The 23,104-nt window shown below is 68.7% G+C and carries 23 protein-coding genes; 8 read left to right on the top strand and 15 right to left on the bottom strand.

Going from position 1 to position 23,104, the window contains the following annotated elements; translation table 11 throughout:
• The first annotated feature begins 32 nt into the window (after positions 1-32).
• Positions 33-461, top strand: coding sequence for an acyl-CoA thioesterase (locus M2165_RS13125; RefSeq protein ID WP_280815061.1), 429 nt, complete (start codon positions 33-35; stop codon positions 459-461).
• Positions 462-466: 5 nt separating this feature from the next.
• Here M2165_RS13125 and M2165_RS13120 read toward each other — a convergent pair whose 3' ends face one another.
• The 12 genes from M2165_RS13120 to M2165_RS13065 form a co-directional block, all read right to left on the bottom strand.
• On the bottom strand, positions 467-1,615 hold the full coding sequence (locus M2165_RS13120; protein ID WP_348541060.1) for an ABC transporter substrate-binding protein: 1,149 nt from the start codon (positions 1,613-1,615) through the stop codon (positions 467-469).
• A gap of 147 nt (positions 1,616-1,762) precedes the next feature.
• Positions 1,763-2,527 carry an enoyl-CoA hydratase gene (locus M2165_RS13115; protein ID WP_280815059.1) on the bottom strand — a complete coding sequence of 255 codons (765 nt, stop codon included), beginning with the start codon at positions 2,525-2,527 and terminating at the stop codon, positions 1,763-1,765.
• Positions 2,528-2,575: 48 nt separating this feature from the next.
• Positions 2,576-3,169 (bottom strand): 2-hydroxychromene-2-carboxylate isomerase, encoded by a 594-nt coding sequence (locus M2165_RS13110; RefSeq protein WP_280815058.1) that lies wholly within the window; start codon positions 3,167-3,169, stop codon positions 2,576-2,578.
• A 31-nt stretch (positions 3,170-3,200) separates the two neighbouring features.
• The gene (locus tag M2165_RS13105) at positions 3,201-4,037 is read right to left on the bottom strand and encodes a thioesterase family protein (protein WP_280815057.1); all 837 of its coding nucleotides are present in this window, start codon (positions 4,035-4,037) and stop codon (positions 3,201-3,203) included.
• 28 nt (positions 4,038-4,065) lie between these two features.
• The gene (locus M2165_RS13100; protein WP_280815056.1) at positions 4,066-4,968 is read right to left on the bottom strand and encodes an alpha/beta fold hydrolase; all 903 of its coding nucleotides are present in this window, start codon (positions 4,966-4,968) and stop codon (positions 4,066-4,068) included.
• Positions 4,969-5,004: 36 nt separating this feature from the next.
• A complete protein-coding gene (locus tag M2165_RS13095; RefSeq protein ID WP_280815055.1) occupies positions 5,005-6,201 on the bottom strand; it encodes an acetyl-CoA C-acyltransferase in 1,197 nt (398 codons plus the stop codon).
• A complete protein-coding gene (locus M2165_RS13090) occupies positions 6,198-6,614 on the bottom strand; it encodes an endonuclease domain-containing protein (RefSeq protein WP_280815054.1) in 417 nt (138 codons plus the stop codon). Before M2165_RS13090 ends, M2165_RS13095 begins: the two co-directional genes overlap by 4 nt.
• A 59-nt stretch (positions 6,615-6,673) precedes the next feature.
• The gene (locus M2165_RS13085; protein WP_280815053.1) at positions 6,674-9,073 is read right to left on the bottom strand and encodes a 3-hydroxyacyl-CoA dehydrogenase/enoyl-CoA hydratase family protein; all 2,400 of its coding nucleotides are present in this window, start codon (positions 9,071-9,073) and stop codon (positions 6,674-6,676) included.
• A 33-nt stretch (positions 9,074-9,106) separates the two neighbouring features.
• A complete protein-coding gene (locus M2165_RS13080) occupies positions 9,107-9,541 on the bottom strand; it encodes a DUF2147 domain-containing protein (RefSeq protein WP_280815052.1) in 435 nt (144 codons plus the stop codon).
• Positions 9,542-9,548: 7 nt separating this feature from the next.
• A complete protein-coding gene (locus tag M2165_RS13075) occupies positions 9,549-11,345 on the bottom strand; it encodes an acyl-CoA dehydrogenase C-terminal domain-containing protein (RefSeq protein WP_280815051.1) in 1,797 nt (598 codons plus the stop codon).
• Between the two features lie 61 nt (positions 11,346-11,406).
• The gene (locus M2165_RS13070) at positions 11,407-12,090 is read right to left on the bottom strand and encodes a TetR/AcrR family transcriptional regulator (RefSeq protein WP_280815050.1); all 684 of its coding nucleotides are present in this window, start codon (positions 12,088-12,090) and stop codon (positions 11,407-11,409) included.
• Between the two features lie 125 nt (positions 12,091-12,215).
• Positions 12,216-12,974: an SDR family oxidoreductase gene (locus M2165_RS13065; protein ID WP_280815049.1), complete on the bottom strand. Its 759-nt coding sequence runs from the start codon at positions 12,972-12,974 to the stop codon at positions 12,216-12,218.
• Positions 12,975-13,082: 108 nt separating this feature from the next.
• On the opposite strand from M2165_RS13065, the gene M2165_RS13060 reads away from it, so the two are divergent.
• Positions 13,083-13,970, top strand: coding sequence for a LysR family transcriptional regulator (locus M2165_RS13060; protein ID WP_280815048.1), 888 nt, complete (start codon positions 13,083-13,085; stop codon positions 13,968-13,970).
• 29 nt (positions 13,971-13,999) lie between these two features.
• Here M2165_RS13060 and M2165_RS13055 read toward each other — a convergent pair whose 3' ends face one another.
• The 3 genes from M2165_RS13055 to M2165_RS13045 are packed head-to-tail and all read right to left on the bottom strand — an operon-like array spanning position 14,000 to position 16,360.
• On the bottom strand, positions 14,000-14,848 hold the full coding sequence (locus M2165_RS13055) for a fumarylacetoacetate hydrolase family protein (protein WP_280815047.1): 849 nt from the start codon (positions 14,846-14,848) through the stop codon (positions 14,000-14,002).
• A gap of 34 nt (positions 14,849-14,882) precedes the next feature.
• The gene (locus M2165_RS13050; RefSeq protein ID WP_280815046.1) at positions 14,883-15,629 is read right to left on the bottom strand and encodes an SDR family NAD(P)-dependent oxidoreductase; all 747 of its coding nucleotides are present in this window, start codon (positions 15,627-15,629) and stop codon (positions 14,883-14,885) included.
• Positions 15,626-16,360, bottom strand: a complete 735-nt coding sequence (locus tag M2165_RS13045) for an SDR family oxidoreductase (protein ID WP_280815045.1) — start codon at positions 16,358-16,360, stop codon at positions 15,626-15,628. Before M2165_RS13045 ends, M2165_RS13050 begins: the two co-directional genes overlap by 4 nt.
• Positions 16,361-16,490: 130 nt before the next feature.
• Between M2165_RS13045 and M2165_RS13040 the strand changes: the two genes are divergently transcribed.
• The 6 genes from M2165_RS13040 (at position 16,491) to M2165_RS13015 (ending at position 23,102) form a co-directional block, all read left to right on the top strand.
• Positions 16,491-17,198, top strand: a complete 708-nt coding sequence (locus M2165_RS13040; RefSeq protein ID WP_280815044.1) for a FadR/GntR family transcriptional regulator — start codon at positions 16,491-16,493, stop codon at positions 17,196-17,198.
• A 52-nt stretch (positions 17,199-17,250) separates the two neighbouring features.
• The gene (locus M2165_RS13035) at positions 17,251-18,246 is read left to right on the top strand and encodes a sialic acid TRAP transporter substrate-binding protein SiaP (protein ID WP_280815043.1); all 996 of its coding nucleotides are present in this window, start codon (positions 17,251-17,253) and stop codon (positions 18,244-18,246) included.
• 133 nt (positions 18,247-18,379) lie between these two features.
• Positions 18,380-18,937: a TRAP transporter small permease gene (locus M2165_RS13030; protein WP_280815042.1), complete on the top strand. Its 558-nt coding sequence runs from the start codon at positions 18,380-18,382 to the stop codon at positions 18,935-18,937.
• A gap of 15 nt (positions 18,938-18,952) precedes the next feature.
• Positions 18,953-20,347: a TRAP transporter large permease gene (locus M2165_RS13025; RefSeq protein WP_280815041.1), complete on the top strand. Its 1,395-nt coding sequence runs from the start codon at positions 18,953-18,955 to the stop codon at positions 20,345-20,347.
• Positions 20,348-20,371: 24 nt separating this feature from the next.
• Complete coding sequence (locus M2165_RS13020) at positions 20,372-21,898, top strand: altronate dehydratase family protein (RefSeq protein ID WP_280815040.1); 1,527 nt, start codon at positions 20,372-20,374, stop codon at positions 21,896-21,898.
• A 145-nt stretch (positions 21,899-22,043) separates the two neighbouring features.
• A complete protein-coding gene (locus M2165_RS13015) occupies positions 22,044-23,102 on the top strand; it encodes a malate/lactate/ureidoglycolate dehydrogenase (protein ID WP_280815039.1) in 1,059 nt (352 codons plus the stop codon).
• Positions 23,103-23,104: the final 2 nt, after the last annotated feature.

Genomic DNA, 23,104 nt, shown 5'->3' with positions numbered 1-23,104 from the left:
TTGCTTCAGTTCGTTTGTTCCAGATTGTGCCCATGTCCGACATTTCCAGCACCGCCGCTGCCGCCATCCTCAAGAGCCTGCCCACCGACATGGAGCTGGTGCTGAAGGTCATTCCCATGCCGGCGGACGTCAACGCCAACGGCGACATCTTCGGCGGCTGGGTCATGGCGCAGTGCGACCTGGCCGGCTCGGTGATTCCGGCGCGCTACGCCAAGGGCCGCATGGCCACGGTGGCGGTCAACGAATTCGTCTTCAAGCAGCCGGTGCGGCTGGGCGACATCCTCTCGTTCTACTCGAAGCTGGTGCGCATCGGGCGCACCTCGATCACCGTCACGGTCGAGGTCTTCGCCGAACGCTTCAAGGCGCAGGGCGAATACGTCAAGGTCACCCAGGCCACCTTCACCTACGTCGCCATCGACGACAACGGCCGGCCGCGCCCGATCGAGCAGCCGGCCGGCTGAAGGGCTCAGGCAGCAGCATCCCGCACCCGCTCGAAGCGCTCGAACTCGCGGTTGATCCAGCGCCCGTCGTGCCGCTCGGTGCGGCGGATGTAGACGGTCTGCACGATGTCGCGGGTGTAGGCATCGATCTCGATCGGCCCGCGCGGGCTTTCGAGCTTGAGCCCGCGGAAGGCGTCCACCAGCTTCTCGCCGCTCAGGTTGCGCGCCGAACTCATCGCCGCGTCGGTCGCGGCCAGCGCGTCATGGGCCGCGACGGCGAAATAGCCGGGCCGCAGATGGCTGCCGTACTCGGTCTCGAAGAGGCCCGTGAAGGCCCGGTTGGCCGGCGACTCGTGGGCGAAGGAATAGTGGTGGCTGGTCACGAGGCCGTCGGCGAGTTCGCCGATGCCTTCGAGGTAGTGGTCGTCGGTGGCGTCGCCGGTCGCGAGCAGGCGGATGCCGGTGTCGGCCATGCCGCGGTCGCGCCAGAACTTGAGGAAGGTCGCGGGCATCTGCCCGGAGGGCAGGAAGAAGAACACCGCCTGCGGCTTGAGCTCGCGCAGGCGCAGCATGTAGGCCGAATAGTCGAGCGTGGCGAGCGGCACGCGCAGCATCGCGCCGACCCGGCCGCCGCCCGCGGTGATGCCGGAGACGAAGGCGCTCTCGGCATCCACGCCCGAGGCGTAGTCGGCGACCACGGTGCAGACGTCGCGCAGGCCCTGCTGCAGCGCCCAGCGCGCGAGCGGCAGCGTGACCTGGGAGATGGTGAAGGACACGCGCACCGCGAACGGGCAGCGCGCCGTGATGCCCGAAGACGCCGCGTTCATCACCAGCAGCGGCACCCGCGCCTGCGTGGCGACGGCGCCGACGGCATAGGCGTTGGAGCTGAAATCCAGCCCCGCGAGCAGGTCGACGCGCTCGCTCTCGACGAGGTCCTGCGCATGGCGGCGCGCCTGTTCGGGCGCGCTGCCGGGCACGTCGCGGCGCAGCAGCTCGACCGGCCGGCCGGCGACCAATTGCCGGTGGCCCGCCAGCCATGCCGACATGCCGGCGTCGAACTGGCGCCCGCCGCCCGCGTACGGACCGGACCAGGAGCCGATGAGCCCGATGCGCAGCGGCCGAACGCGCGCCAGGGCCAGCGAAGGCGCTGCCAGCGTGCCTGCGAGCCAGGCCAGGGTGCGCCGGCGCGTGGCGCGGACTGCTACTTTTTCAGTAGCTTCATCGCCTTGCGGGCCGGGCGCTGCGGCCGATCCTGACTTCGAGACTTGCACACCGCGCAGTGTACGCATGCACCGTTCGGGGGCAAGGGTGGAAGCCCCGGCTCAGAGCTTCGAGAAGTCCGGCTTCCGCTTTTCCATGAAGGCGCCGAAGGCTTCGCGCGCGGCCGGCTCGCGCAGCATGCGGCCGAAGCTCGCGCCCTCTTCGTCCATGCGTTCGAGCACGGCGGGCAGCTGCGCCTTCTTGAGCAGGCGCTTGGTCTCGACCAGCGCGGAGAGCGGCTTGGCCGCGAGCTTGCGCGCCTGGCCCTGGGCGATGGCGTTGGCCTCGGTCGGCGGCACGATGCGGTTGACCAGGCCCACTTCGAGTGCGGCCTCGGCCATGAAGGGATCGCCGAGCAGCAGCGCCTCGGCCGCGCGGTGGTAGCCGAACATCTGCGGCACGAGCAGGCTCGACGCGGCCTCCGGGCACAGGCCGAGGTTGACGAAAGGCATGGAGAAGGCCGCGTTGTCGCCCGCATAGACCAGGTCGCAGTGGAACAGCAGCGTGGTGCCGATGCCCACGGCCGGGCCGCAGACGGCGGCGACGATCGGCTTCGGGAACTGCGCGATGCCGCGCAGGAAGCGGAACACCGGCGACTGCTCGCCCGCGGGCGGGGCGTTGAGGAAGTCGCCGATGTCGTTGCCCGCGCTGAAGATCGTCGGGTCGCCCTGGATCAGCACGCAGCGCACCGCGGCATCGCCCTCGGCCGCGGCGAGCGCATCGGCCAGCTCGGCATACATGGCGCTGGTGATCGAGTTCTTCTTGTCGAGGCGGTTGAAGGTCAGGGTCATCACACCGGCTTCGGTGTGGACGAGGATGTCGCTCATGGAAAGAATCCTTGGAGATGAAAACGGTTGGGAGCTGGCGCGCCGCGCTCAGGCCGAGAGCGCCTCGCGCACGAAGTCGAGCCGGTCCTGGCCCCAGAACATCTGGCTGCCGACGAACATGGTGGGCGCGCCGAACACGCCGCGCGCCACGGCCTCCTGCGTCACGGCCTTGAGGCGGTCCTTGGTCTCAGGGGCGCCCGCCAGCGCGAGCACGGCCGCGGCATCGAAGCCCGCATTCTGCAGGACCGCGCCGACGGTGGCGGGGTCGTTCATGTTCTCGGGCTCGACCCACATCGCATGGAACACGGCGTCGACGTAGGCGCCGAAGCGCGCCGGCTCCTTCATCTGCAGCGCGGTGGCGCCGCGCATGAGCAGCAGCGTGTTGACGGGGAAATGCGGGTTGTGCACGAAGGGCACGCCGTAGCGCTTGGCGAAGCGCTGCAGGTCGATCGTCATGTACGGCCCCTTGGGCGCGATCTCGGCCGGCGAATGGTTGCCCGTGGCCTGGAACACGCCGCCGAGCAGCATCGGCTTCCACACCAGCTCGGCGCCGGTGTCGGCACACACGTGCGGCAGCTGCGTGGCCGCGAGGTAGGCGGCGGGGCTGCCGAAGTCGAAATAGAAGTCGACGGACTGGGTCATGGCTTGTCTCCTGAAGCGGTGGGCGCCCGGCCTATTCCTTGTAGTAGACGATCTGGTTCGAGGTCGCGAGCAGCACCCCCTGCCGGCTCCAGAGATGCGCCTGCTGGTCGAAGAAGCCGTTGAAGAACTGCTGCCCCACGGCCCGGCCGAGCAGGTAGTCGGCACCGACCTCGGCGAGCTGCGCGGCACCGGCATGGAAATAGGTCGTGATCGAGACGGTGCCCGCCGGCACGTGCTTCGCGCGCCGCAGCCAGACGCGCGGATAGAACACGTCGCTGAGCGCCGCGAGCGAGGCGAAGTCGAGCGGCCGCCGCTCGGCGTCGCGCAGCCAGAGCCGGCTCTCGCTGTGGCGCAGGTCCTCGTCCCAGCGCGACGGAATGCCGCCGCTCACGGGCCGCATCTCGTAGCGGTCGAGCCAGGCCACGCCGGACGGGCCGATGCTGAAGCGCTCGACCTGCTCGGGCGGGGGCACGTCCGCGGGCATCGGCAGGTCGCTCTCGCCCCAGGTCTGGCGCCGCGCGGCCGTGACCACGGTGGCGGTGGTCGTCATGTTCGGCGCGCCGCCGCCGGTGCCGGGCTGCGTGATCTGCACGGTCCAGTGCTGGGTGGAACGGTTGGTGCGCACCGGCGTGGCCTGCACGTCGAAAGGGCCGGCCTCGAGCGCGGCCGCGAAGTTGACCGTGAGCGCGATCGGCGTGCCCAGCAGGTCGGGATGCAGCAGCACCGACTGCAGCGCGATGGCCGCCGTGACGCCGCCGAACGGCCCCACCATGTTCCAGTAGTCCGGGCTCGTGGCGCCGGTGAAGTGGCCGGCGCGGATGTCGCTGTGCTGCAGCGCCAGGGCCTTGTCGAAGGGATGCGTGCTCATGGTCGCAGTGTGCCTCCGGTCCGGGCGCTCACGCAGTCGTGTGCGGGACGCGGGGCGGCTCGGCCGCGGTGATCGCGGCGAGGCGGTGCAGCTTGTCGACGGTGCTCGGCCACAGGCTGGCGCTGAACTGCTCGCGGAAGAAGCCGAAGTGCCCGATGCGCGGCACCTGCAGGTCGGCCGGCGCGATGCGCTCGATGGCGCGCGGCGCCTGGTCGTAGAAGCTCACGAGGCTGCGCGTGCCGGCCAGCGTCATCAGCTCGTCGTCGGTCATCGAGAGCGCCAGCACCGGAAAGCGCACGCGGCTGAAGCTGCGGGCAGCGCCTTCGCCCTCGGCACCGACGCCGTAGCGCGGGTTCAGGCACCAGCGGCGCCACTGCAGGATCACGCCGCGCGGCAGGTCGCCGATCTTGCGCAGCCGCCGGCCCGGGAAATAGCCCCAGAGCCGCGTGGCGAGCGGCACCAGCACGAACCAGAAGTAGAGGATGCTGCGCCGCACGCGCGGCGCGTTCTCGCGCCAGTAGCCGCTGCCTGCGGCGATGCTGACCATGCCGTCCACCTGCCCGGGCCGCTCGAGGAAGCCCGGCAACTGCGCGCCGAGGCTGTGGCCCAGCAGGTAGAGCGGCTGCGCGGGCAGCGCGGCCTTGGCCGCGTCGATCACCGCCTCGTAGTCGCGCACCCAGTCGAACAGATCGGCCTCGAAGCCGCGCAGCGTGCTCGCGCCCGGGCGCGAATCGCCCGAGCCGCGGTAGTCGAAGGTCCAGACGCGCAGCCCCTGCTGCGCGGCGAGCCAGCGCGCGAAGGGTTCGTAGAACGACTGGCGCACGCCCATGGCGCCGCCGATCACGATGCTGGCGCGCGGCGGGCCCTCGGGCTCGTAGCGGCGCACCGCGAGCCGGGTGGTGGCGTCGACCTGCAGAAACTCGTGTTGCATGCCCGTCTCCTGCGCCAAGCCTTGCCTGGGGTTGCCTCAGACTCTTTCGAAGATCCCCGCGGCGCCCTGCCCCATGCCCACGCACATCGTGACCATGCCGTACTTGAGCTTCTCGCGGCGCAGCGCATGCACCACGGTCGCCGAGCGGATCGCGCCCGTGGCGCCGAGCGGATGGCCGAGCGCGATCGCGCCGCCCATCGGATTGACCTTCGATGCATCGAGCCCGAGCGTGTTGATCACCGCGAGCGACTGCGCTGCGAAGGCTTCGTTGAGTTCGAACCAGTCGATGTCCTCGTGCTTCAGGCCCGCATAGCGCAACGCGGCCGGAATCGCCTCGATCGGGCCGATGCCCATGATGTGCGGCGGCACGCCCTTGCTCGCGAAGCTCACGAAGCGCGCGAGCGGCACGAGGCCGAACTGCTTGACCGCCTTCTCGCTCGCGAGGATCAGCGCACCCGCGCCGTCGGAGGTCTGCGAGCTGTTGCCTGCGGTCACGGTGCCGCGCGCGGCGAACACGGTGCGCAGCTTGGCCAGGCCTTCGAGGCTGGTGTCGGGGCGCGCGCCCTCGTCGAGGTTCACCGTGCGCGTGGTCGCGATCGATTCGCCGGTTTCGAGGTTCGGCGCGCGGTCGGTGACTTCGATCGGCGTGATCTCGTCGGCGAACCGGCCGGCCTTCTGCGCCGCCAGCGCCTTCTGGTGCGAGGCGAGCGCGAATTCGTCCTGCGCCTCGCGGCTCACCTTCCACTGCTGCGCCACCTTCTCGGCCGTGAGGCCCATGCCGTAGGCGATGCCCACGTCGCCGTCGCGCTCGAAGATCGACGGCGACAGCGACGGCGCGTTGCCCATCATCGGCACCATGCTCATGCTCTCGACGCCGGCGGCGATCATCACGTCGGCCTCGCCCACGCGGATGCGGTCGGCCGCCATCTGCACGGCCGAGAGGCCCGAAGCGCAGAAGCGGTTCACCGTGATGCCGCCGACGCTGGTCGGCAGACCCGCGAGCACCGCGCCGATGCGCGCCACGTTCAGGCCCTGCTGCGCCTCGGGGATCGCGCAGCCGCAGATGATGTCCTCGATCGCCGCGGGGTCCAGGCCCGGCACGGCCGCGAGCGCGGCCTTGAGCGTGGTCGCGAGCAGGTCGTCGGGACGGTGGTTGCGGAAGTAGCCGCGGTGCGACTTGCCGATGGGGGTGCGGGTGGCGGCGACGATGTAGGCGTCTTGGACTTGTTTCATGGAAGGCTCCTGGATTGGGCTCCTTCCCCCTCTGGGGGAAGGTTGGGATGGGGGCATGCGGCCGTCAACGCGTGGAGACGGTTGAGGATCGCCTGCAGCACCCCTTCAAAATTGACGAATGGATCGTTCGATCCGAACCGCAGCACGTCGAAACCCTGCGCGCGCAAGAAGGCATCGCGTCGTGCGTCGTAGCCTGCTTGCGCCTGGTGCTGCGATCCGTCGAGTTCGATGACGAGCTTCGGATCGAGGCACGCGAAATCGGCGATGTAGTTGCCAAGAGGGTGCTGCCGGCGGAACTTGACGCCCAGTTGCTCGCCACGCAGTCCGCTCCAGAGCTTGCGCTCGGCGTCGGTCATTTCGCGCCGCAGGATGCGGGCGTTCTGCTGTGCTTTGTGGGACGACTGGTTTTGCATGGCTGCTTGCCCCCATCCCAGCCTTCCCCCAGAGGGGGAAGGAGGAATGCGGGAGCGGGTCAGTTTCTGACCGGCTTCCCCGTGCTCAGCATCCCCATGATCCGCTCCTGCGTCTTGGGATGCACGATCAGCGAGCAGAACGCCTTGCGTTCCAGCGCCATCAGGTATTCCTCGGTCACGAGCGAGCCCGCGTCCACGTCGCCGCCGGTCACGACTTCGGCGATCAGGCTCGCGATGTGGAAGTCGTGCGCGCTGATGAAGCCACCGTCACGCATGTTCACGAGCTGGCCCTTGATCGTCGCGGCGCCGCTGCGGCCCGCGACGCGGAAGCTGCGGCGCAGCGGCGGGCGCCAGCCGGCGTCGGCCATGGCCTTGGCCTGCTGCAGCGCGACGTAGAGCAGCTCGTCCTTGTTCGGCACGATCACGTCGCTGTCGAGCAGGTAGCCGAGCTTCTTCGAATCGAGCGCGCCCGTGCCCACCTTGGCCATCGCGGCGGCCGTGAAGCCTTCGGTCAGGAAGGGCAGCAGGTCGGTGCCGGTGGAGGCGGCCGCGTTCTCGGCCGCGCGGCGTGCGATGTAGGTCAGGCCGCCCGCGCCGGGGATCAGGCCCACGCCCACTTCGACCAGGCCGATGTAGCTTTCCATCGCGGCCACGCGCTTGGCCGAATGGATCGCGAGCTCGCAGCCGCCGCCGAGCGCCATGCCGCGCACGGCCGAGACCACGGGCACGCCGGCATAGCGGATCTTGAGCATCACGTTCTGCAGTTCCTGCTCCGCGCCCTCGACCGCGCCGATGCCCGCGACCACGAAGGCCGGCAGCATCGCCTGCAGGTCGGCGCCGACCGAGAACACCTCGTCGGGCGACCAGATCACGAGACCCTTGTACTCGGCCTCCGCCAGTTCGACCGCGGCGCCCAGAGCTTCCGCCACGTCGGGGCTGATGGCATGCATCTTCGAGTGGATGCTCGCGATCAGCACTTCGCCGTCCAGCGTCCAGACGCGCACGTCGCCTTCGTCGCTGATCGTGGTGCCGGCCGTGTTCGCATCGGGTGCGTTCGCGCCCAGCACGCTCTCGGGGAACAGCTGGCGCGCATGCACCGGCAGGCGGCGCTGCGGCACGAACCTGTTCTGCGATGCGCTCCAGGAGCCCTCGGGCGTGTGCACGCCGCCGGCCTCGGCCACCGGGCCCTCGAACACCCACTTGGGCAGCGGCGCGCTGCTGAGCGCCTTGCCGGCGTCGATGTCTTCCTGCACCCACTTCGCGACCTGCGCCCAGCCGGCTTCCTGCCAGAGCTCGAAGGGACCCTGCTTCATGCCGAAGCCCCAGCGCATCGCGAAGTCGATGTCGCGCGCGCTCTCGGCGATGTCAGCCAGGTGCACGGCGGCGTAGTGGAAGCCGTCGCGCAGGATCGCCCAGAGGAACTGGCCCTGCGGCCCTTCGCTCTCGCGCAGCAGCTTCAGGCGCTCGCCGGCCGGCTTCTTGAGCATGCGGCCATACACCTCGTCGGCCTTGGCGCCGGCGGGCACGTACTCGCCGCTCTTCAGGTCGAAGCGCAGGATGTCGCGGCCGGCCTTCTTGAAGAAGCCGGCCTTGGTCTTCTGGCCCAGGTTGCCGAGTTCGAGCAATTTCGCGAGCACCGGCGGCGTCGCGAAGTTGGCGTAGAAGGGATCGCTCTTCTCGTCGAGGTTGTCCTGCAGCGTCTTCACCACGTGGGCCATGGTGTCCAGGCCCACCACGTCGGCGGTGCGGAAGGTGCCCGAGCTCGCGCGGCCCAGCTTCTTGCCCGTGAGGTCGTCCACCACGTCGGGCGTGAGGCCGAACTTCTCGACTTCCTTCAGCGTGGCCAGCATGCCGGCGATGCCGACGCGGTTGGCGATGAAGTTGGGCGTGTCGTGCGCGCGCACCACGCCCTTGCCGAGCGTGCTGGTGACGAAGGCCTCGAGGTCGTCCAGCACCTGCGGCTCGGTGGTGGGCGTGTCGATCAGCTCCACCAGGAACATGTAGCGCGGCGGGTTGAAGAAGTGGATGCCGCAGAAGCGCGGCTTGAGCGCCTCGGGCAGCGCCTCGCTGAGCCTGGTGATCGACAGGCCCGAGGTGTTCGAGGCCAGGATCGCATGCTTCGCGACGTGCGGCGCGATCTTCTTGTAGAGATCGAGCTTCCAGTCCATGCGCTCGGCGATCGCCTCGATGACGAGGTCGCATTCGGCGAGCTTGTCGAGGTGGTCGTCGTAGTTGGCCTGCTCGATCAGCACCGCATCCGCCACGTCGCCGAGCGGCGCGGGCTTGAGCTTCTTGAGGTTGTCGATGGCGCGGCTCACGATGCCGTTCTTCGGGCCTTCCTTGGCCGCGAGGTCGAACAGCACCACGGGCACGCGCACGTTGACGAGGTGGGCCGCGATCTGCGCGCCCATCACGCCGGCGCCGAGCACGGCGACCTTCTTCACTTGAAATCTGGACATGTTTGGTATTTCTTGGATAGGTTGCGCGCAGGCTTACTGCACACGGTTCCAGGTCTGGGTGCGCCAGAAGGGCCCGAGGTAGCCCCGCACTTCGAGCTTCCTGCCGCCGTCGATCGGCGTGAAGCTCGCGCGGTATTCCTTGCCGTTCTCGGGGTCGAGGATCCTGCCGCCTTCCCAGACGTCCTTGCCCTCGGCCTTCCGGCCGCCGCGGATGATCTCGAGCCCCGCGATCGGCTTGCCCTTGCGGTCGTCGCTGCATTCCTCGCAGACCGCGTCCGGCGCCGTGTCCTTCTTCAGCGACTTCTCGATGCGGCCGACGAGCGCGCCGTTCGCCTCGCCGATGCGGATCTCGGCCTTGGCTTCGCCGGTCTTGTCGTCGACGTTGCGCCACAGGCCCACGGGGGTGGTCTGGGCGATGGCAGCGGCCGAGGCCACGGCGAGAACGAAGGCTGCGAGCGTCGTTTTCATGGTCGGATCAAGCCAGCGCGGCGTCGGTGTCCATCAGCACCTTGCTGCCGGCGCGCGCGGTGCGCATCAGCGTCGCGGTCTCGGGGAACAGCTTGGCGAAATAGAAACGCGCGGTCTGCAGCTTGGCGACATAGAAGGGGTCGGTGTTGCCCGCGGCGATCTGGCGCAGCGCGACCTGGGCCATGCGCGCGAACAGATAGCCGAACACGAAGTGGCCCGCGACGCGCAGGTAGTCCACCGCGGCGGCGCCCACTTCGTCGGGGTTCTGGAAGCCCTTGAAGCCGATCTCGGTCGTGAACTTGGTGAGCTGGTCGCCCAGCCCCGCGATGGGGTTGATGAACTCGGCCATCTTCTCGTTCACGCCCTCTTCCTCCACCAGCTTCGCGACCAGCTTGCCGAACTTCTTGAGCGACGCGCCGTTGTTGCCGAGGATCTTGCGGCCCAGCAGGTCCAGCGACTGCACGGTGTTCGTGCCCTCGTAGATCATGTTGATGCGGTTGTCGCGCACGAACTGCTCCATGCCCCATTCCTTGATGAAGCCGTGGCCGCCGAACACCTGCATGCAGGCGTTGGTCGCGGTATGCCCGTTGTCGGTGATGAAGGCCTTGACGATCGGCGTGAGCAGCGCGACGAGTTCGTCCGCGTCCTTGCGCACCTTCTCGTCGGGATGGTGGTGCGCCTTGTCGAGCAGCAGCGTGCAGAAGATCTGCAGCGCGCGGCCGCCTTCGGCATACGCCTTGGCCGTGAGCAGCATCTTGCGCACGTCGGGGTGCACGATGATCGGGTCGGCTTCCTTGTCCTTCGCCTTCACGCCCGAGAGCGAGCGCATCTGGAGGCGGTCCTTGGCGTAGGCCAGCGCGTTCTGGTAGGCCACTTCGGTCAGGCCCAGCGACTGGTTGCCCACGCCCAGGCGTGCGGCATTCATCATCACGAACATCGCCTGCAGGCCCTTGTTGGGCTCGCCCACCAGCGAGCCGGTCGCGCCTTCGATCACGATCTGCGCGGTGGCGTTGCCGTGGATGCCCATCTTGTGCTCCAGGCCGGCGCAGAAGATCGGGTTGCGCTCGCCGAGCGAACCGTCGGCCTTGACCTTGTACTTCGGCACCACGAACAGGCTGATGCCCTTGCTGCCCTTGGGCGCGTCCGGCAGGCGGGCCAGCACCAGGTGGATGATGTTGTCGGCCAGGTCGTGCTCGCCGGCCGAGATGAAGATCTTGTTGCCGGTGATGCGGTAGCTGCCGTCGGGCTGCGGCTCGGCCTTGGTGCGCAGCAGGCCGAGGTCGGTGCCGCAGTGCGGCTCGGTCAGGCACATGGTGCCGGTCCATTCGCCGCTCGTGAGCTTGCCGAGGTAGGTCTTCTTCTGCTCGGGCGTGCCGTAGGCATGCAGCGCCTCGTAGGCGCCGTGCGAGAGGCCCGGGTACATGGTCCAGGCCTGGTTGGCGCTGTTGAGCATCTCGTACAGGCACTGGTTGACCACGTAGGGCAGGCCCTGGCCGCCGTACTCGGGGTCGCACGAGAGCGCCGGCCAGCCGCCTTCGACGAACTTGGCGTAGGCCTCCTTGAAGCCCTTGGGCGCCTTCACCTCGTGCGTGGTCTTGTCGAGCGTGCAGCCCTCTTCGTCGCCGCTGATGTTGAGCGGGAAGGTCACCTCGGCCGCGAACTTGCCGGCCTCCTCGATCACCGCGTTGATGGTGTCGGCGTCGGTCTCGGCATGGGCCGGGAGTGCCTTGAGTTCGTCGGCGACGTTGAGCACTTCGTGCAGCACGAACTGCATGTCGCGCACGGGCGGGTTGTAGGTAGGCATCCGGGACTCTCCTGGTCGAAGCTGAAAAAGAAAACGAAGAAAGGAAGAAAAAACGGGGCGCTCAGCGCACGGTCTTGAGCCGGCGCGCCGCGGGCTTGGCGGCGGCGGGCGGCGCATCGGGGGTGGCGGCGCGCGCGAGGATGTTGTCGAAGCCGATGTTGGCGCGGGCGATGGAGCCCGGCACCTGCAGGAAGCGCGCCTCGTAGTGCAGCGCGAGGATCAGCCCGTGGATCTCGAAGGCGAGCTGGCGCTCGTCGGCATCGGCGCGCAGATGGCCTTCGCTCTTGGCCTGCACGATCGCCCGCAGCACGGCGGCCTGCCAGATGCTGACCGATTCCACCAGCGCGTCGCGCACCGGGCCGGGACGGTCGTCGAATTCGGAAGCGCCGCTGATGTAGATGCAGCCCGAGTCGATCTCGGCCGAGGTGCGCTTCATCCAGTTGGCGAACATCGCGCGCAGCCGCGGCAGGCCGCGCGGGGCCTCGAGCGCGGGGAAGAACACCTCCTGCTCGAAGCGGGCGTGGTATTCGCGCACCACGGAGATCTGCAGTTCCTCGCGCGAGCCGAAATGGGCGAACACGCCCGACTTGCTCATCTTGGTGATCTCGGCCACCGCGCCGATCGAGAGGCCCTCGAGCCCGATCTGCGCCGCCAGCGCGAGTGCGGCATCGACAATGACGGCCTTGGTCTGCTGGCCCTTCTGGGCGGCGCGCGGCGGCTTGGCGGAGACTGCGGTGACGGACATCGGGAAACCCCAAATAAAACGAACGGTCGTTCTATTTTGCAGGGACTTCCCGGGTTTGCGGTTGATTAACCTTCGTCCGCCGTAGGTTAATCGAGCTGCAGGGGGGCCGCAATGGCCCCCGCCGATCAGAACGCCTGCGACACCGGCCGGAGCACCACTTCGTTGATGTCCACCTCCGCGGGCTGCTCCACGGCATAGACCACGGCGCGCGCGACCGAATCGGCCGGGATCTGGCTCGCCTCGTAGAAGGCCTGCACGCCCGCGGCGGTTTCGGCATCGGTGGTGCCGAACTTGAGTTCCGACTCGACCGCGCCCGGCGAGACGATGGTCACGCGGATGCCCGAGTCGCCCATCTCCACGCGCAGCCCTTCGGAGATCGCACGCACCGCATGCTTGGTGGCGCTGTAGACGGTGCCGATCGGCGTGAACACCTTGAAGCCCGCGATCGACGCCACGTTGACGATGTGGCCGCTGCCCTGCGCCTGCATGCGCGGCAGCACCGCGGCGATGCCGTAGAGCACGCCCTTGACGTTGACGTCGATGGTGCGGTCCCACTCGTCGACACGGAGCTTCTCCATCGGCGACAGCGGCATCACGCCGGCGTTGTTGACCAGCACGTCGATGCGGCCGAAGGCCTCCACGGTCGTCGCGGCGAGCCGCTCGAGGTCGGCGCGCTGTGCCACGTCGGTGGCGACCGCGATGGCCTCGCCGCCGGCCGCGCGGATCTCGGCCACGAGCTTGTCGAGCCGGTCGGTGCGGCGGGCCGCGAGCACCACCTTCGCGCCGCGCGCCGCGAGGTGGCGCGCGGTGGAATCGCCGAGCCCGCTGCTCGCGCCGGTGACGATGGCGACCTTGCCGCGGATGTTGTCTTGAACGGATGTCATGGAATTTCCTTTCGGGTGTGTTGAACGGGTGCATGCAGTGTGGAAAATCCACGCGTTCCCGTAAATGAAACTCTTTGGCCTTCTGAATTCCCAAAACAGGAATACACCATGAGCAACCGCCTCGAAGCCCTGCGCGTCTTCTGCGCCGCCGCCGATGCCGCCAACTTCCGCGAAGCAGCCGTGCGGCTCGCGGTCTCGCCGCAGGTGGTCACGCGCGCGGTGCGCGAACTCGAAGAGACGCTCGGCGAACCGCTGTTCCACCGCAGCACGCGCGGCGTGCAGCTCACCGACTTCGGCCGCCAGCTCGCCGAGCGCGCCCGCGCGGCGGTGGGCGGGGTGGACGCGCTGTTCCACCGCACCGACCGGCGGGCGCTCTCGCAGCATGCGGGCACGGTGCGCGTGACGGCGCCGAACGTGTTCGGCCGCCGGCTGATTCCTCAGGCGCTGGCGCCGATGCTGACCGCGCATCCGGGTCTGGTGCTCGACCTGCGGCTGTCGGAGCAGCATGCCGACGTGGTCGACGAGCAGATCGACATCGGCGTGCGTGCCGGTCCGGTGCGCGATGCGCGCTTCGTCACGCGCGTGGTCGGAAGGATGGCGCTCTACGTGGTGGCCGCGCCGGCACTCGTCGCGCGCACCGGTGTGCCGCAGACGCTGGACGAACTCGCGCGGCTGCCGCTCACGGGCCTGATCGACCGCAGTGCGGGCCGGCCGTGGTCATGGTTCTTCAGCAGGGGGCGGCAGATGCCGGTCACCGCGCCGGCCTTCCTGACCGACGATGTCGATGCCGAATGCGCCGCGGTGCTGGCCGGACTGGGTTTCGGCCAATTGGTGGGCCCGCTGGCCGAGCCGCTGATCGCAGCGGGCACGCTGGTGCCGGTGCTGGCGGCCGAGGCGCCAGAGCCCTGGCCGATCCATGTGTACCGCTCGCAGCGCGCGCCGGTGCCGGCGCGCGTGCGGCTGGTGTACGACGAACTGGTGCGCGCACTGCGCTGAAAGCAGCGCGCGGCGCGCCAGAGGGGCACTCAGAGCTTGAAGGGAATCACTTCCTGGCGCTGCTCGCCCAGGCCTTCGATGCCGAGCGTCATCACGTCGCCCTTCTTCAGGTAGAGCGGCGGCTTCATGCCCAGGCCGACGCCGGGCGGCGTGCCGGTGGTGATCACGTCGCCGGGCAGCAGCGTCATGAACTGGCTCAGGTAGCTCACGATCTTCGCGATGCTGAAGATCATGGTCCTGGTGCTGCCGGTCTGCATGCGCTTGCCGTTGAGGTCGAGCCACATCGACAGCTTCTGCGGGTTGGGCACCTCGTCGCGCGTCACCAGCCAGGGGCCGATGGGGCCGAAGGTGTCGCAGCCCTTGCCCTTGTCCCAGGTGCCGCCGCGCTCGATCTGGAACTCGCGCTCGCTCACGTCGTTGATGGTGCAGTAACCGGCCACGTAGTCGAGCGCGCTCTTCTGCGACACGTAGCGGGCCGTGGCGCCGATGACCACGCCGAGCTCGACCTCCCAGTCGCTCTTGACCGAGTTCTTCGGCAGCATGACCGGATCGTTCGGGCCCTGGATGCAGCTGGTGGCCTTCATGAAGACCACCGGCTCCTTCGGGATCGGCAGGCCCGACTCGGCCGCATGGTCGGCGTAGTTGAGGCCGATCGCGATGAACTTGCCGACGTTGGCCACCGGGCAGCCGAAGCGCGGCTTGCCGCGCACCAGCGGCAGCTTGTCGGTCTTGAGCTTCTGCAGCTTCGCGAGCGCGGCATCGCCGAGCTGGCCGGGGCCGATGTCCGCGACCACGGCGCTGAGGTCGCGCAGCTGGCCGTTGGCGTCGATGAGGCCGGGCTTCTCCTTGCCGGGGTTGCCGTAGCGAACGAGTTTCATGTTGTCCTTTCTTGGGGGAAGCGAAAAAAGCGGATCAATACGTGGAGCGGCCGCCCGACAGGTCGAACACGGCGCCGGTGGAGAACGAGCAATCCTCGGTGCAGAGCCAGCCGACCATCGCGGCCACCTCCTCCACGGTGCCGAAGCGGCCCATGGGTATTTTCGACAGCATGAAGGCGATGTGCTCGGGCGTCATCTGGTCGAAGATCGCGGTCTTCACGGCGGCGGGCGTCACGCAGTTGACGCGGATGCCGGTGTCGGCGAGCTCCTTGCCCAGCGACTTGGTGAGCGCGATCACGGCGGCCTTGCTCGCACTGTAGGCGCTGGCGTTCGGATTGCCCTCCTTGCCCGCGACCGAGGCGATGTTGACGATGCGGCCGTAGCCCTGCGTGCGCATGTGCGCGACCACGGCGCGACAGCAGAGGAACACGCCGTCGATGTTGACCGCCATCACCTGGCGCCAGTCGTCCACCGGGTAGTCCCAGAGCTTGACGTTCGGACCGGTGATGCCGGCGCTGTTGACGAGCGCGTCAATGCGCGGCGCGTGCGCGAGCGTCGCGGCCAGGGCGCGTTCGACCGACTCGGGCTGCGCCACGTCGACCTGCACCGCGAAGGCCTTGTCGCCGAGCGCTGCCGCGGCCCCGGCCGCAGCGCCTTCGTCGCGGTCCCACAGCGTGACGCTGCCGCCCGAGGCGAGCAGCCGCTCGGCGATGCCCAGGCCCAGCCCGGCGGCCCCGCCCGTGATCACCGCATGCCGGCCCGCGAAGTCGAGCCGGTTCATATGGTGATGCCGCCGTCGACCGTGAAGGCCTGGCCGGTGGCGAACACCGATTCGTCGCTCGCGAGGAAGACAACCACGGGCGCGATCTCCTCGGCCTGCGCGAGCCGGCCCATCGGCTGGCGCGCGATGAAGGCGCGGCGTGCGGCCTCGGGGTCGGCATTGGCATTGATGCGCTCGCCGAGCGAGGGCGTGTCGACCGTGCCGGGGCACACCGCATTGCAGCGGATGCCGCGCGCCACGTAGTCGGCCGCCACGCTCTTGGTGAGACCGAGCACCGCGGCCTTGGTGGTGCCGTAGACGAAGCGGTTGGGCAGGCCCTTCATGCTCGAGCACACGCTCGCCATGTTGATGATGCTGCCGCGGCCGGCCGCCAGCATGCCGGGCAGCGCGGCCTGAATGGTCCAGAACTGCGCGCGCACGTTGAGCTGGAACGCGAACTCGAGGTCGCGGTCGGTGGCGTCCAGCACGGTGCCGTTGTGCACCACGCCCGCGCAGTTGAACAGCACGTCGAGCGTGGGCACCTGCTGGAAGAAGCCGTCGATCGCCGCCTTGTCGAGCACGTCGAGCCGGGCGGTGCGCACGTTGGCGACGCCCGCATAGCGCTCCAGCAGCTGTTCGTTCACGTCGGTCGCCCAGACCTGCGCGCCTTCGGCCGCCATGGCGAGCACGCTCGCGTGGCCGATGCCTTGTCCGGCGGCCGTGACGAGCGCGGTCTTGCCTTTGAGTCTCATGCATGTCTCCTGGGGAAAGTGGAAAGCGGCCGTTCAGGGTTTGGCCCGATGGCGACGGCGCGGTGCGGCCCGTATTCTGAATTGGCCTTACCACTTGTCCAATTCAGGACAACCCTTAACAACCTCCACCGTGCCCCTCCAGACCGTCGAGCCCCAGCGGCTGTACCGCCAGATCGCCGACCAGCTTCGCGGGCTGATCGGCCAAGGCGAGTTCGCCGTCGGCGCGCGCCTGCCGGCCGAGCGCGACCTGGCCAAGCAGCTCGGCGTGAGCCGGCCCTCGGTCCGCGAAGCGCTGATCGCGCTCGAGGTGGAGGGCTGGGTCGAGGTGCGCACCGGTTCGGGCGTGTACGTGCTCGACCGCACCCACCGCGCGAGCACGCCGGTGGCGCCCACCGAATGGGGGCCGCTGGAGCTGATCCGCGCGCGCCGCGTGATCGAGGGCGAGACCGCCGCGATCGCGGCCGCACTCGGCAAGCGCAAGGACGTGGATGCGATGACGCGCGCGATCAAGACCATGCGCGAGCTCGCCGACCGCGAAGTGCTGCCGCTCGAGGGCGACCGCGCCTTCCATGTGGCGATCGTCTCGGCCGGCGGCAATGCGGTGCTGGTGGAGACGGTGCAGAGCTTCTGGGACTCGCGCAACGGCCCGATCTTCACGCGCCTGGGCGGCTACTTCGAGACCGTGGCCTCGTGGCGCTCGGCGATCGCGGAGCACGAGGCGATCCGCGACGCGATCGCCGCGCACGACGCCGAGGCCGCGCGCGCGGCGATGCACCTGCACATGGACAACTCGCACCAGCGATTCAGCGCGAGCTGGCGCCGCGCCAAGGCGGCCTGAACGCGCCGGCGCATTTCTTCTTTTTTTCACAGCCAACGAACGGAGACAAACGATGAACAGCAAACGCCACATCCTCAAGGCCATCGCCGCCTGCGCCATGGCCGCCGCCGCGCTGGGCACGGCCGGCATCGCGAGCGCGCAGACCAAGCTCAAGTGGGCCCACGTCTACGAGACCTCCGAGCCCTTCCACAAGTACTCGGTCTGGGCCGCGGAAGAGATCAAGAAGCGCACCAACGGCAAGTACGACATCCAGGTGTTCCCGGCCTCCAGCCTGGGCAAGGAAGCCGACATCAACCAGGGCCTGACGCTCGGCACGGTCGACATCATCCTCTCGGGCGCGAGCTTCGCGGGCCGCAGTTATCCGCCGCTCGCGGTCTCGTACTTCCCGTTCATCTTCCGCGACGCCGAGCACCAGCTGAAGTACGCGAAGAGCGACGTGTTCAAGGAACTCGCGAAGGGCTACGACGACAAGACCGGCAACCACATCACCGCGCTCAACTACTACGGCGCGCGCCACGTCACCTCGAACGCAGCGCGGCCGGTGGCCAAGCCCGAGGACATGAAGGGCCTGAAGATCCGCGTGCCCGACGCGCCGGCCTACCTCGCCTTCCCGAAGGCGCTGGGCGCGAACGCGACGCCGATCGCCTTTGCCGAGGTCTACCTCGCGCTGCAGAACAACACGGTGGACGCGCAGGAGAACCCGCTGCCGACCATCGAGGCGAAGAAGTTCTACGAGGTGCAGAAGAACATCTCGCTCACGGGCCACATCGTCGACTCGCTGCTGACCATCGTCTCGGGCCCGCTCTGGGGCAAGCTGTCGGCCGACGAGAAGAAGATCTTCTCCGACGTGATGCAGGAGGCGGCCGAGAAGACCGGCCGCGAGATCATCGCCTCGGAGGCGCGCCTGGTCGAGGAGTTCAAGAAGAAGGGCCTGAACGTGATCACGGTCGACAAGAACGCGTTCCGCGAGGCGGTGCTGAAGAACACCAAGCCGACCGACCACGGCTATCGCCAGCAGGACTACGACCGCATCACAAGTATCAAGTGACCACCCCCGTATCGGCTCACTTCGTGTAGCCGAGTACCCCCTCGAGGGGGCAACACCAGCGGCCCGGCAAAGCCGGTTCCGCGGTGTTCCCGAACGGGCTTCGCTTCGCTGGCCGAGGCGCTCAGGAGACTGTGTGACTGAAGAAAAAATCATCGATGACGAGGGGCATTTCCATGCCCAGGACGAGGCCGTGGACCTGTCGGACACGATCGCGGAGGGCTGGATCGCGCTCGCGATCTTCTGGGCGCTGGGGCTCACGGTGTTCTACCAGTTCGTCACGCGCTACGTGATGAACGACTCGGCCGCATGGACCGAGGAGGTGGCGCGCTACATGCTGATCGGGCTGGTGTTCATCGGCGCGGCGATCGGGGTGGCGAAGAACAACCAGATCCAGGTCGACTTCTTCTACCGCCACATGCCGGCGGCGATGGGGCGCTGGCTGTCGCGCGCGGTGGACGTGCTGCGCATCGCCTTCTTCGTGGCGGCGGCGGTGATGACGGTGCAGATGATGCTCAAGATCGGCAGCAACACGCGCATGACCATCGTGGACGCGCCGATGAACATCGTCTACGCGCTCTGCCTCTTCGGCTTCGTGGCGATGACGTGGCGCTCGGTCCAGGTGGCGCGCATCCACTGGCGGCGCGGCTACAGCGTGCTCGAACGCCCCGAAACCACCATGGCCGATCGCTGAGCCGGAAACCACCGCATGCTGAAAATATTCTTCCTGATCTTCATGGCCGGCGGCATCCCGGTCGCGATTGCGATGGCCGGCGCCTCGCTGGTCTACATCGTGCTGAGCGGCAACCTGCCGCCCTTCGTGGTGATCCACCGCATGGTGAGCGGCATCGACAGCTTCCCGCTGCTGGCCGTGCCCTTCTTCATCCTCGCGGGCAACCTGATGAACAACGCGGGCATCACGACCCGCATCTACAACTTCGCGCTCGCGCTCGTGGGCTGGCTCAAGGGCGGCCTGGGGCATGTGAACGTGCTCGGCTCGGTGATCTTCGCGGGCATGAGCGGCACGGCCATCGCCGATGCGGCGGGCCTGGGCACGATCGAGATCAAGGCCATGAAGGAGCACGGCTACGCGACCGAGTTCGCGGTCGGCGTGACCGCGGCCTCGGCCACGCTCGGGCCGATCATTCCGCCGAGCCTGCCGTTCGTGATCTACGGGATGATGGCCAACGTCTCGGTGGGCGCGCTGTTCCTCGCGGGCATCCTGCCGGGCGCGCTGCTCACGGTGCTGATGATGCTCACGGTGGCCTACTTCGCGCACCGCAACGGCTGGGGCGGCGACATCAAGTTCTCGCAGACGCGCTTCTTCAAGGCGATGTGCGAACTCGCCGTGGTGATCGGCTGGCCGCTCGTGGTGTGGCTGCTGGTCGCCAAGCTCGGCACGCCGCCGCAGCTCACGGTGTTCGCGGGGCTGGCCTCGCTGTTCGTGCTCGACCGCATCTTCCGCTTCGAGGCGCTGCTGCCGATCATGACGCCGGTGCTGCTGATCGGCGGCATGAGCACCGGCCTGTTCACGCCCACCGAGGGCGCGATCGCGGCCTGCGTGTGGGCGATGATCCTGGGCTTCGCGTGGTACCGCACGCTGTCGTGGAAGATGTTCGTCAAGGTCTGCCTCGACACCATCGAGACCACGTCGACGGTGCTTTTCATCGTGGCCGCGGCCTCGATCTTCGGCTGGATGCTCACGGCCACCGGCGTGACCACCGACATCGCGAGCTGGGTGCTGGGCTTCACCAAGGAGGCCTGGGTGTTCCTGCTTCTCGCGAACCTCTTGATGCTGTTCGTGGGCTGCTTCCTCGAACCCACGGCGGCGATCACGATCCTGGTTCCGATCCTGCTGCCGATCGCGACCCAGCTCGGCGTGGACCCGATCCACTTCGGGCTGGTGATGGTGCTGAACCTGATGATCGGCCTGCTGCATCCGCCGATGGGCATGGTGCTGTTCGTGCTCGCGCGCGTGGCGGGCCTGAGCTTCGAGCGCACGACGATGGCGATCCTGCCGTGGCTGGTGCCGCTGCTGCTCGCGCTGATCACGATCACCTACGTGCCGTCATTGGTACTGTGGCTGCCGAAAATGTTCTTCTAGCCGACTCCGAAGAAAACTCCCACGATGAACCCCTTCATTCGCCTTCATCCTGCCGACGACGTCGTGATCGCGCGCAGCCAGCTGGTCGGCGGCGCCACCGTCGAGAACATCGCCGTGCGCGGCCTGATCCCCGCCGGCCACAAGGTGGCGGCGCGCGCCATCGCCGCGGGCGAGCCGGTGCGCCGCTACAACCAGATCATCGGCTTCGCGAGCCGGCCCATCGCGCCGGGCGAGCACGTGCACACGCACAACCTCGACATGGGCCCCGACAAGGGCGACTTCGCGCGCGACTACGCCTTCGGCGCCGACGTGAAGCCCGCGCCCGCGAAGCGCGAGGCCAGCTTCATGGGCATCCGCCGCGCCGACGGCCGCGTGGCGACGCGCAACTACATCGGCGTGCTCACGAGCGTGAACTGCTCGGCCACGGCCGCGCGCGCGATCGCCGACCACTTCTCGCGCCGCACCAACCCCGCGGCCCTCGCCGCGTACCCGAACGTCGACGGCGTGGTCGCGCTCACGCACGGCACGGGCTGCGGCATGGACACGCAGGGCATGGGCATGCAGATCCTGGAGCGCACGCTCACGGGCTATGCCACGCATGCGAACTTCGCGGGCGTGCTGGTGGTCGGCCTGGGCTGCGAGGCGAACCAGATCAACGCCTGGCTCGCGACCGGCCACCTGGCCGAGGGCGAGAACTTCCGCACCTTCAACATCCAGGACACCGGCGGCACGCGCAAGACGGTCGAGAAGGGCATCGCGCTGATCAACGAGATGCTGCCGCGCGCCAACGCGGTGAAGCGCGAGCCCTGCAGCGCGTCGCACATCACCATCGGGCTGCAGTGCGGCGGCTCCGACGGCTATTCGGGCATCAGCGCGAATCCGGCGCTGGGCGCCGCGGTCGACCTGCTGGTGGCGCACGGCGGCACCGCGATCCTCAGCGAGACGCCGGAGGTCTACGGCGCCGAGCACCTGCTGACGCGGCGCGCGGTGCGGCGCGAGGTGGGCCAGAAGCTGGTCGACCGCATCCACTGGTGGGAGCGCTACACCCGGATCAACGAAGGCGAGATGAACAACAACCCGTCGCCCGGCAACAAGGCAGGCGGGCTCACCACCATCCTCGAGAAGTCGCTCGGCGCGGTGGCCAAGGGCGGCACCAGCAACCTCGAGGCGGTGTACGAATACGCCGAGCCCGTGACGGCGCACGGCTTCGTCTACATGGACACGCCGGGCTACGACCCCGTGAGCGCCACCGGGCAGGTGGCGGGCGGCGCCAACCTGATCTGCTTCACCACGGGCCGCGGCTCGGCCTACGGTTGCGCGCCCTCGCCCTCGCTCAAGCTCGCGACCAACTCGGCGCTGTGGCAGCGGCAGGAAGAAGACATGGACATCAACTGCGGCGAGATCGTCGACGGCACGGCCTCGATCGAGGAGATGGGCCAGCGCATCTTCGAACTCGTGCTCGCGACCGCGTCGGGCCAGGCCTCCAAAAGCGAGCAGCACGGCTACGGCCAGAACGAATTCGTACCGTGGCAAGTCGGTGCAGTGATGTAGCTCGCCCCCAGGCTGCGCGCACTTCGTGTCGCTTCGCCACCCCCCTACCGGGGGCAACACCTGCGGCCCGGCAAAGCCGGTTCCGCGGTGTTCCACGAACGGGCCGGCTGCGCGGCCCTTGAACGAACCCCTCAGGAGATTTTTGATGTCCCAGACCCTTGCTGCCGCGGTGCTGCGATCGCACTGCGCACGCATCCTCGAAGCCGCGGGCAGCTCGCCCGCCGAAGCCGAACAGGTGGCTTCCAACCTCGTGCTCGCGAACCTCAGCGGCCATGACTCGCACGGCGTGGGCATGCTGCCGCGCTACGTCGATGCGGTGGCCGAAGGCGGCCTGGTGCCCAACGCGGCGGTGCGGGTGGTGACCGACATCGGCACGCTGCTCGCGCTCGACGGGCAGCATGGCTACGGGCAGGTGGTGGGCGTGCAGGCGATGGCGCTCGGCATCGAGCGCGCGAAGCAGCACGGCAGCTGCATCTTCACGCTCGCGAGCGCGCACCACCTGGGGCGCATCGGCCATTTCGCGGAGATGGCGACGGCCGAGGGGCTGGTCTCGATGCACTTCGTCAACGTGCTCTCGCGCCCCGTGGTGGCGCCCTGGGGCGGCGGCGACGGGCGCTTCGGCACCAATCCCTGCTGCATCGGCATTCCGCTCGCGGGCGCGGCGCCCTTCCTGCTCGACTTCGCGACCAGCCGCGTGGCGCAGGGCAAGATGCGCGTGGCGCACAACAAGGGCGAGCGCGTGCCCGACGGCTACCTGATCGACGAACACGGCGCGCCCACCAACGACCCCGGCGTGGTGGTGGTGCCGCAGTCGAACGGGCTGTTCGGCGCGCTCATGACCTTCGGCGAGCACAAGGGCTACGGCATGGCGATGGCCTGCGAACTGCTCGGCGGCGCGCTCACGGGCGGCGGCACCTGGCACCGGCCGGCCGACACCGCGCGCACCGTGCTCAACGGCATGCTGACGGTGCTGATCGATCCGGCGAAGCTGGGCACGCAGCAGCGCTTCGACGAGGAAGCGCGCGCCTTCGTCGACTGGCTGCGCCAGAGCCCGCCGGGCGCGGGCTTCGAGCAGGTGCAGATCGCGGGCGAGCCCGAACGCGCGGCGCGCGTGGCGCGCGAGCGCGACGGCATCTGGCTCGACGACGCGACCTGGGGCGAGATCGTCGCGGCGGGCGCCAAGGTGGGCGTGGCCGTCGCCTGAAG

It is taken from the genome of Variovorax sp. TBS-050B (genome assembly GCF_029893635.1).
In the GTDB taxonomy this organism is placed as follows: Bacteria; Pseudomonadota; Gammaproteobacteria; order Burkholderiales; family Burkholderiaceae_C; genus Variovorax.
Note: the sequence above shows the minus strand (reverse complement) of the source record. Positions and strands in the feature narration are given on the sequence as shown.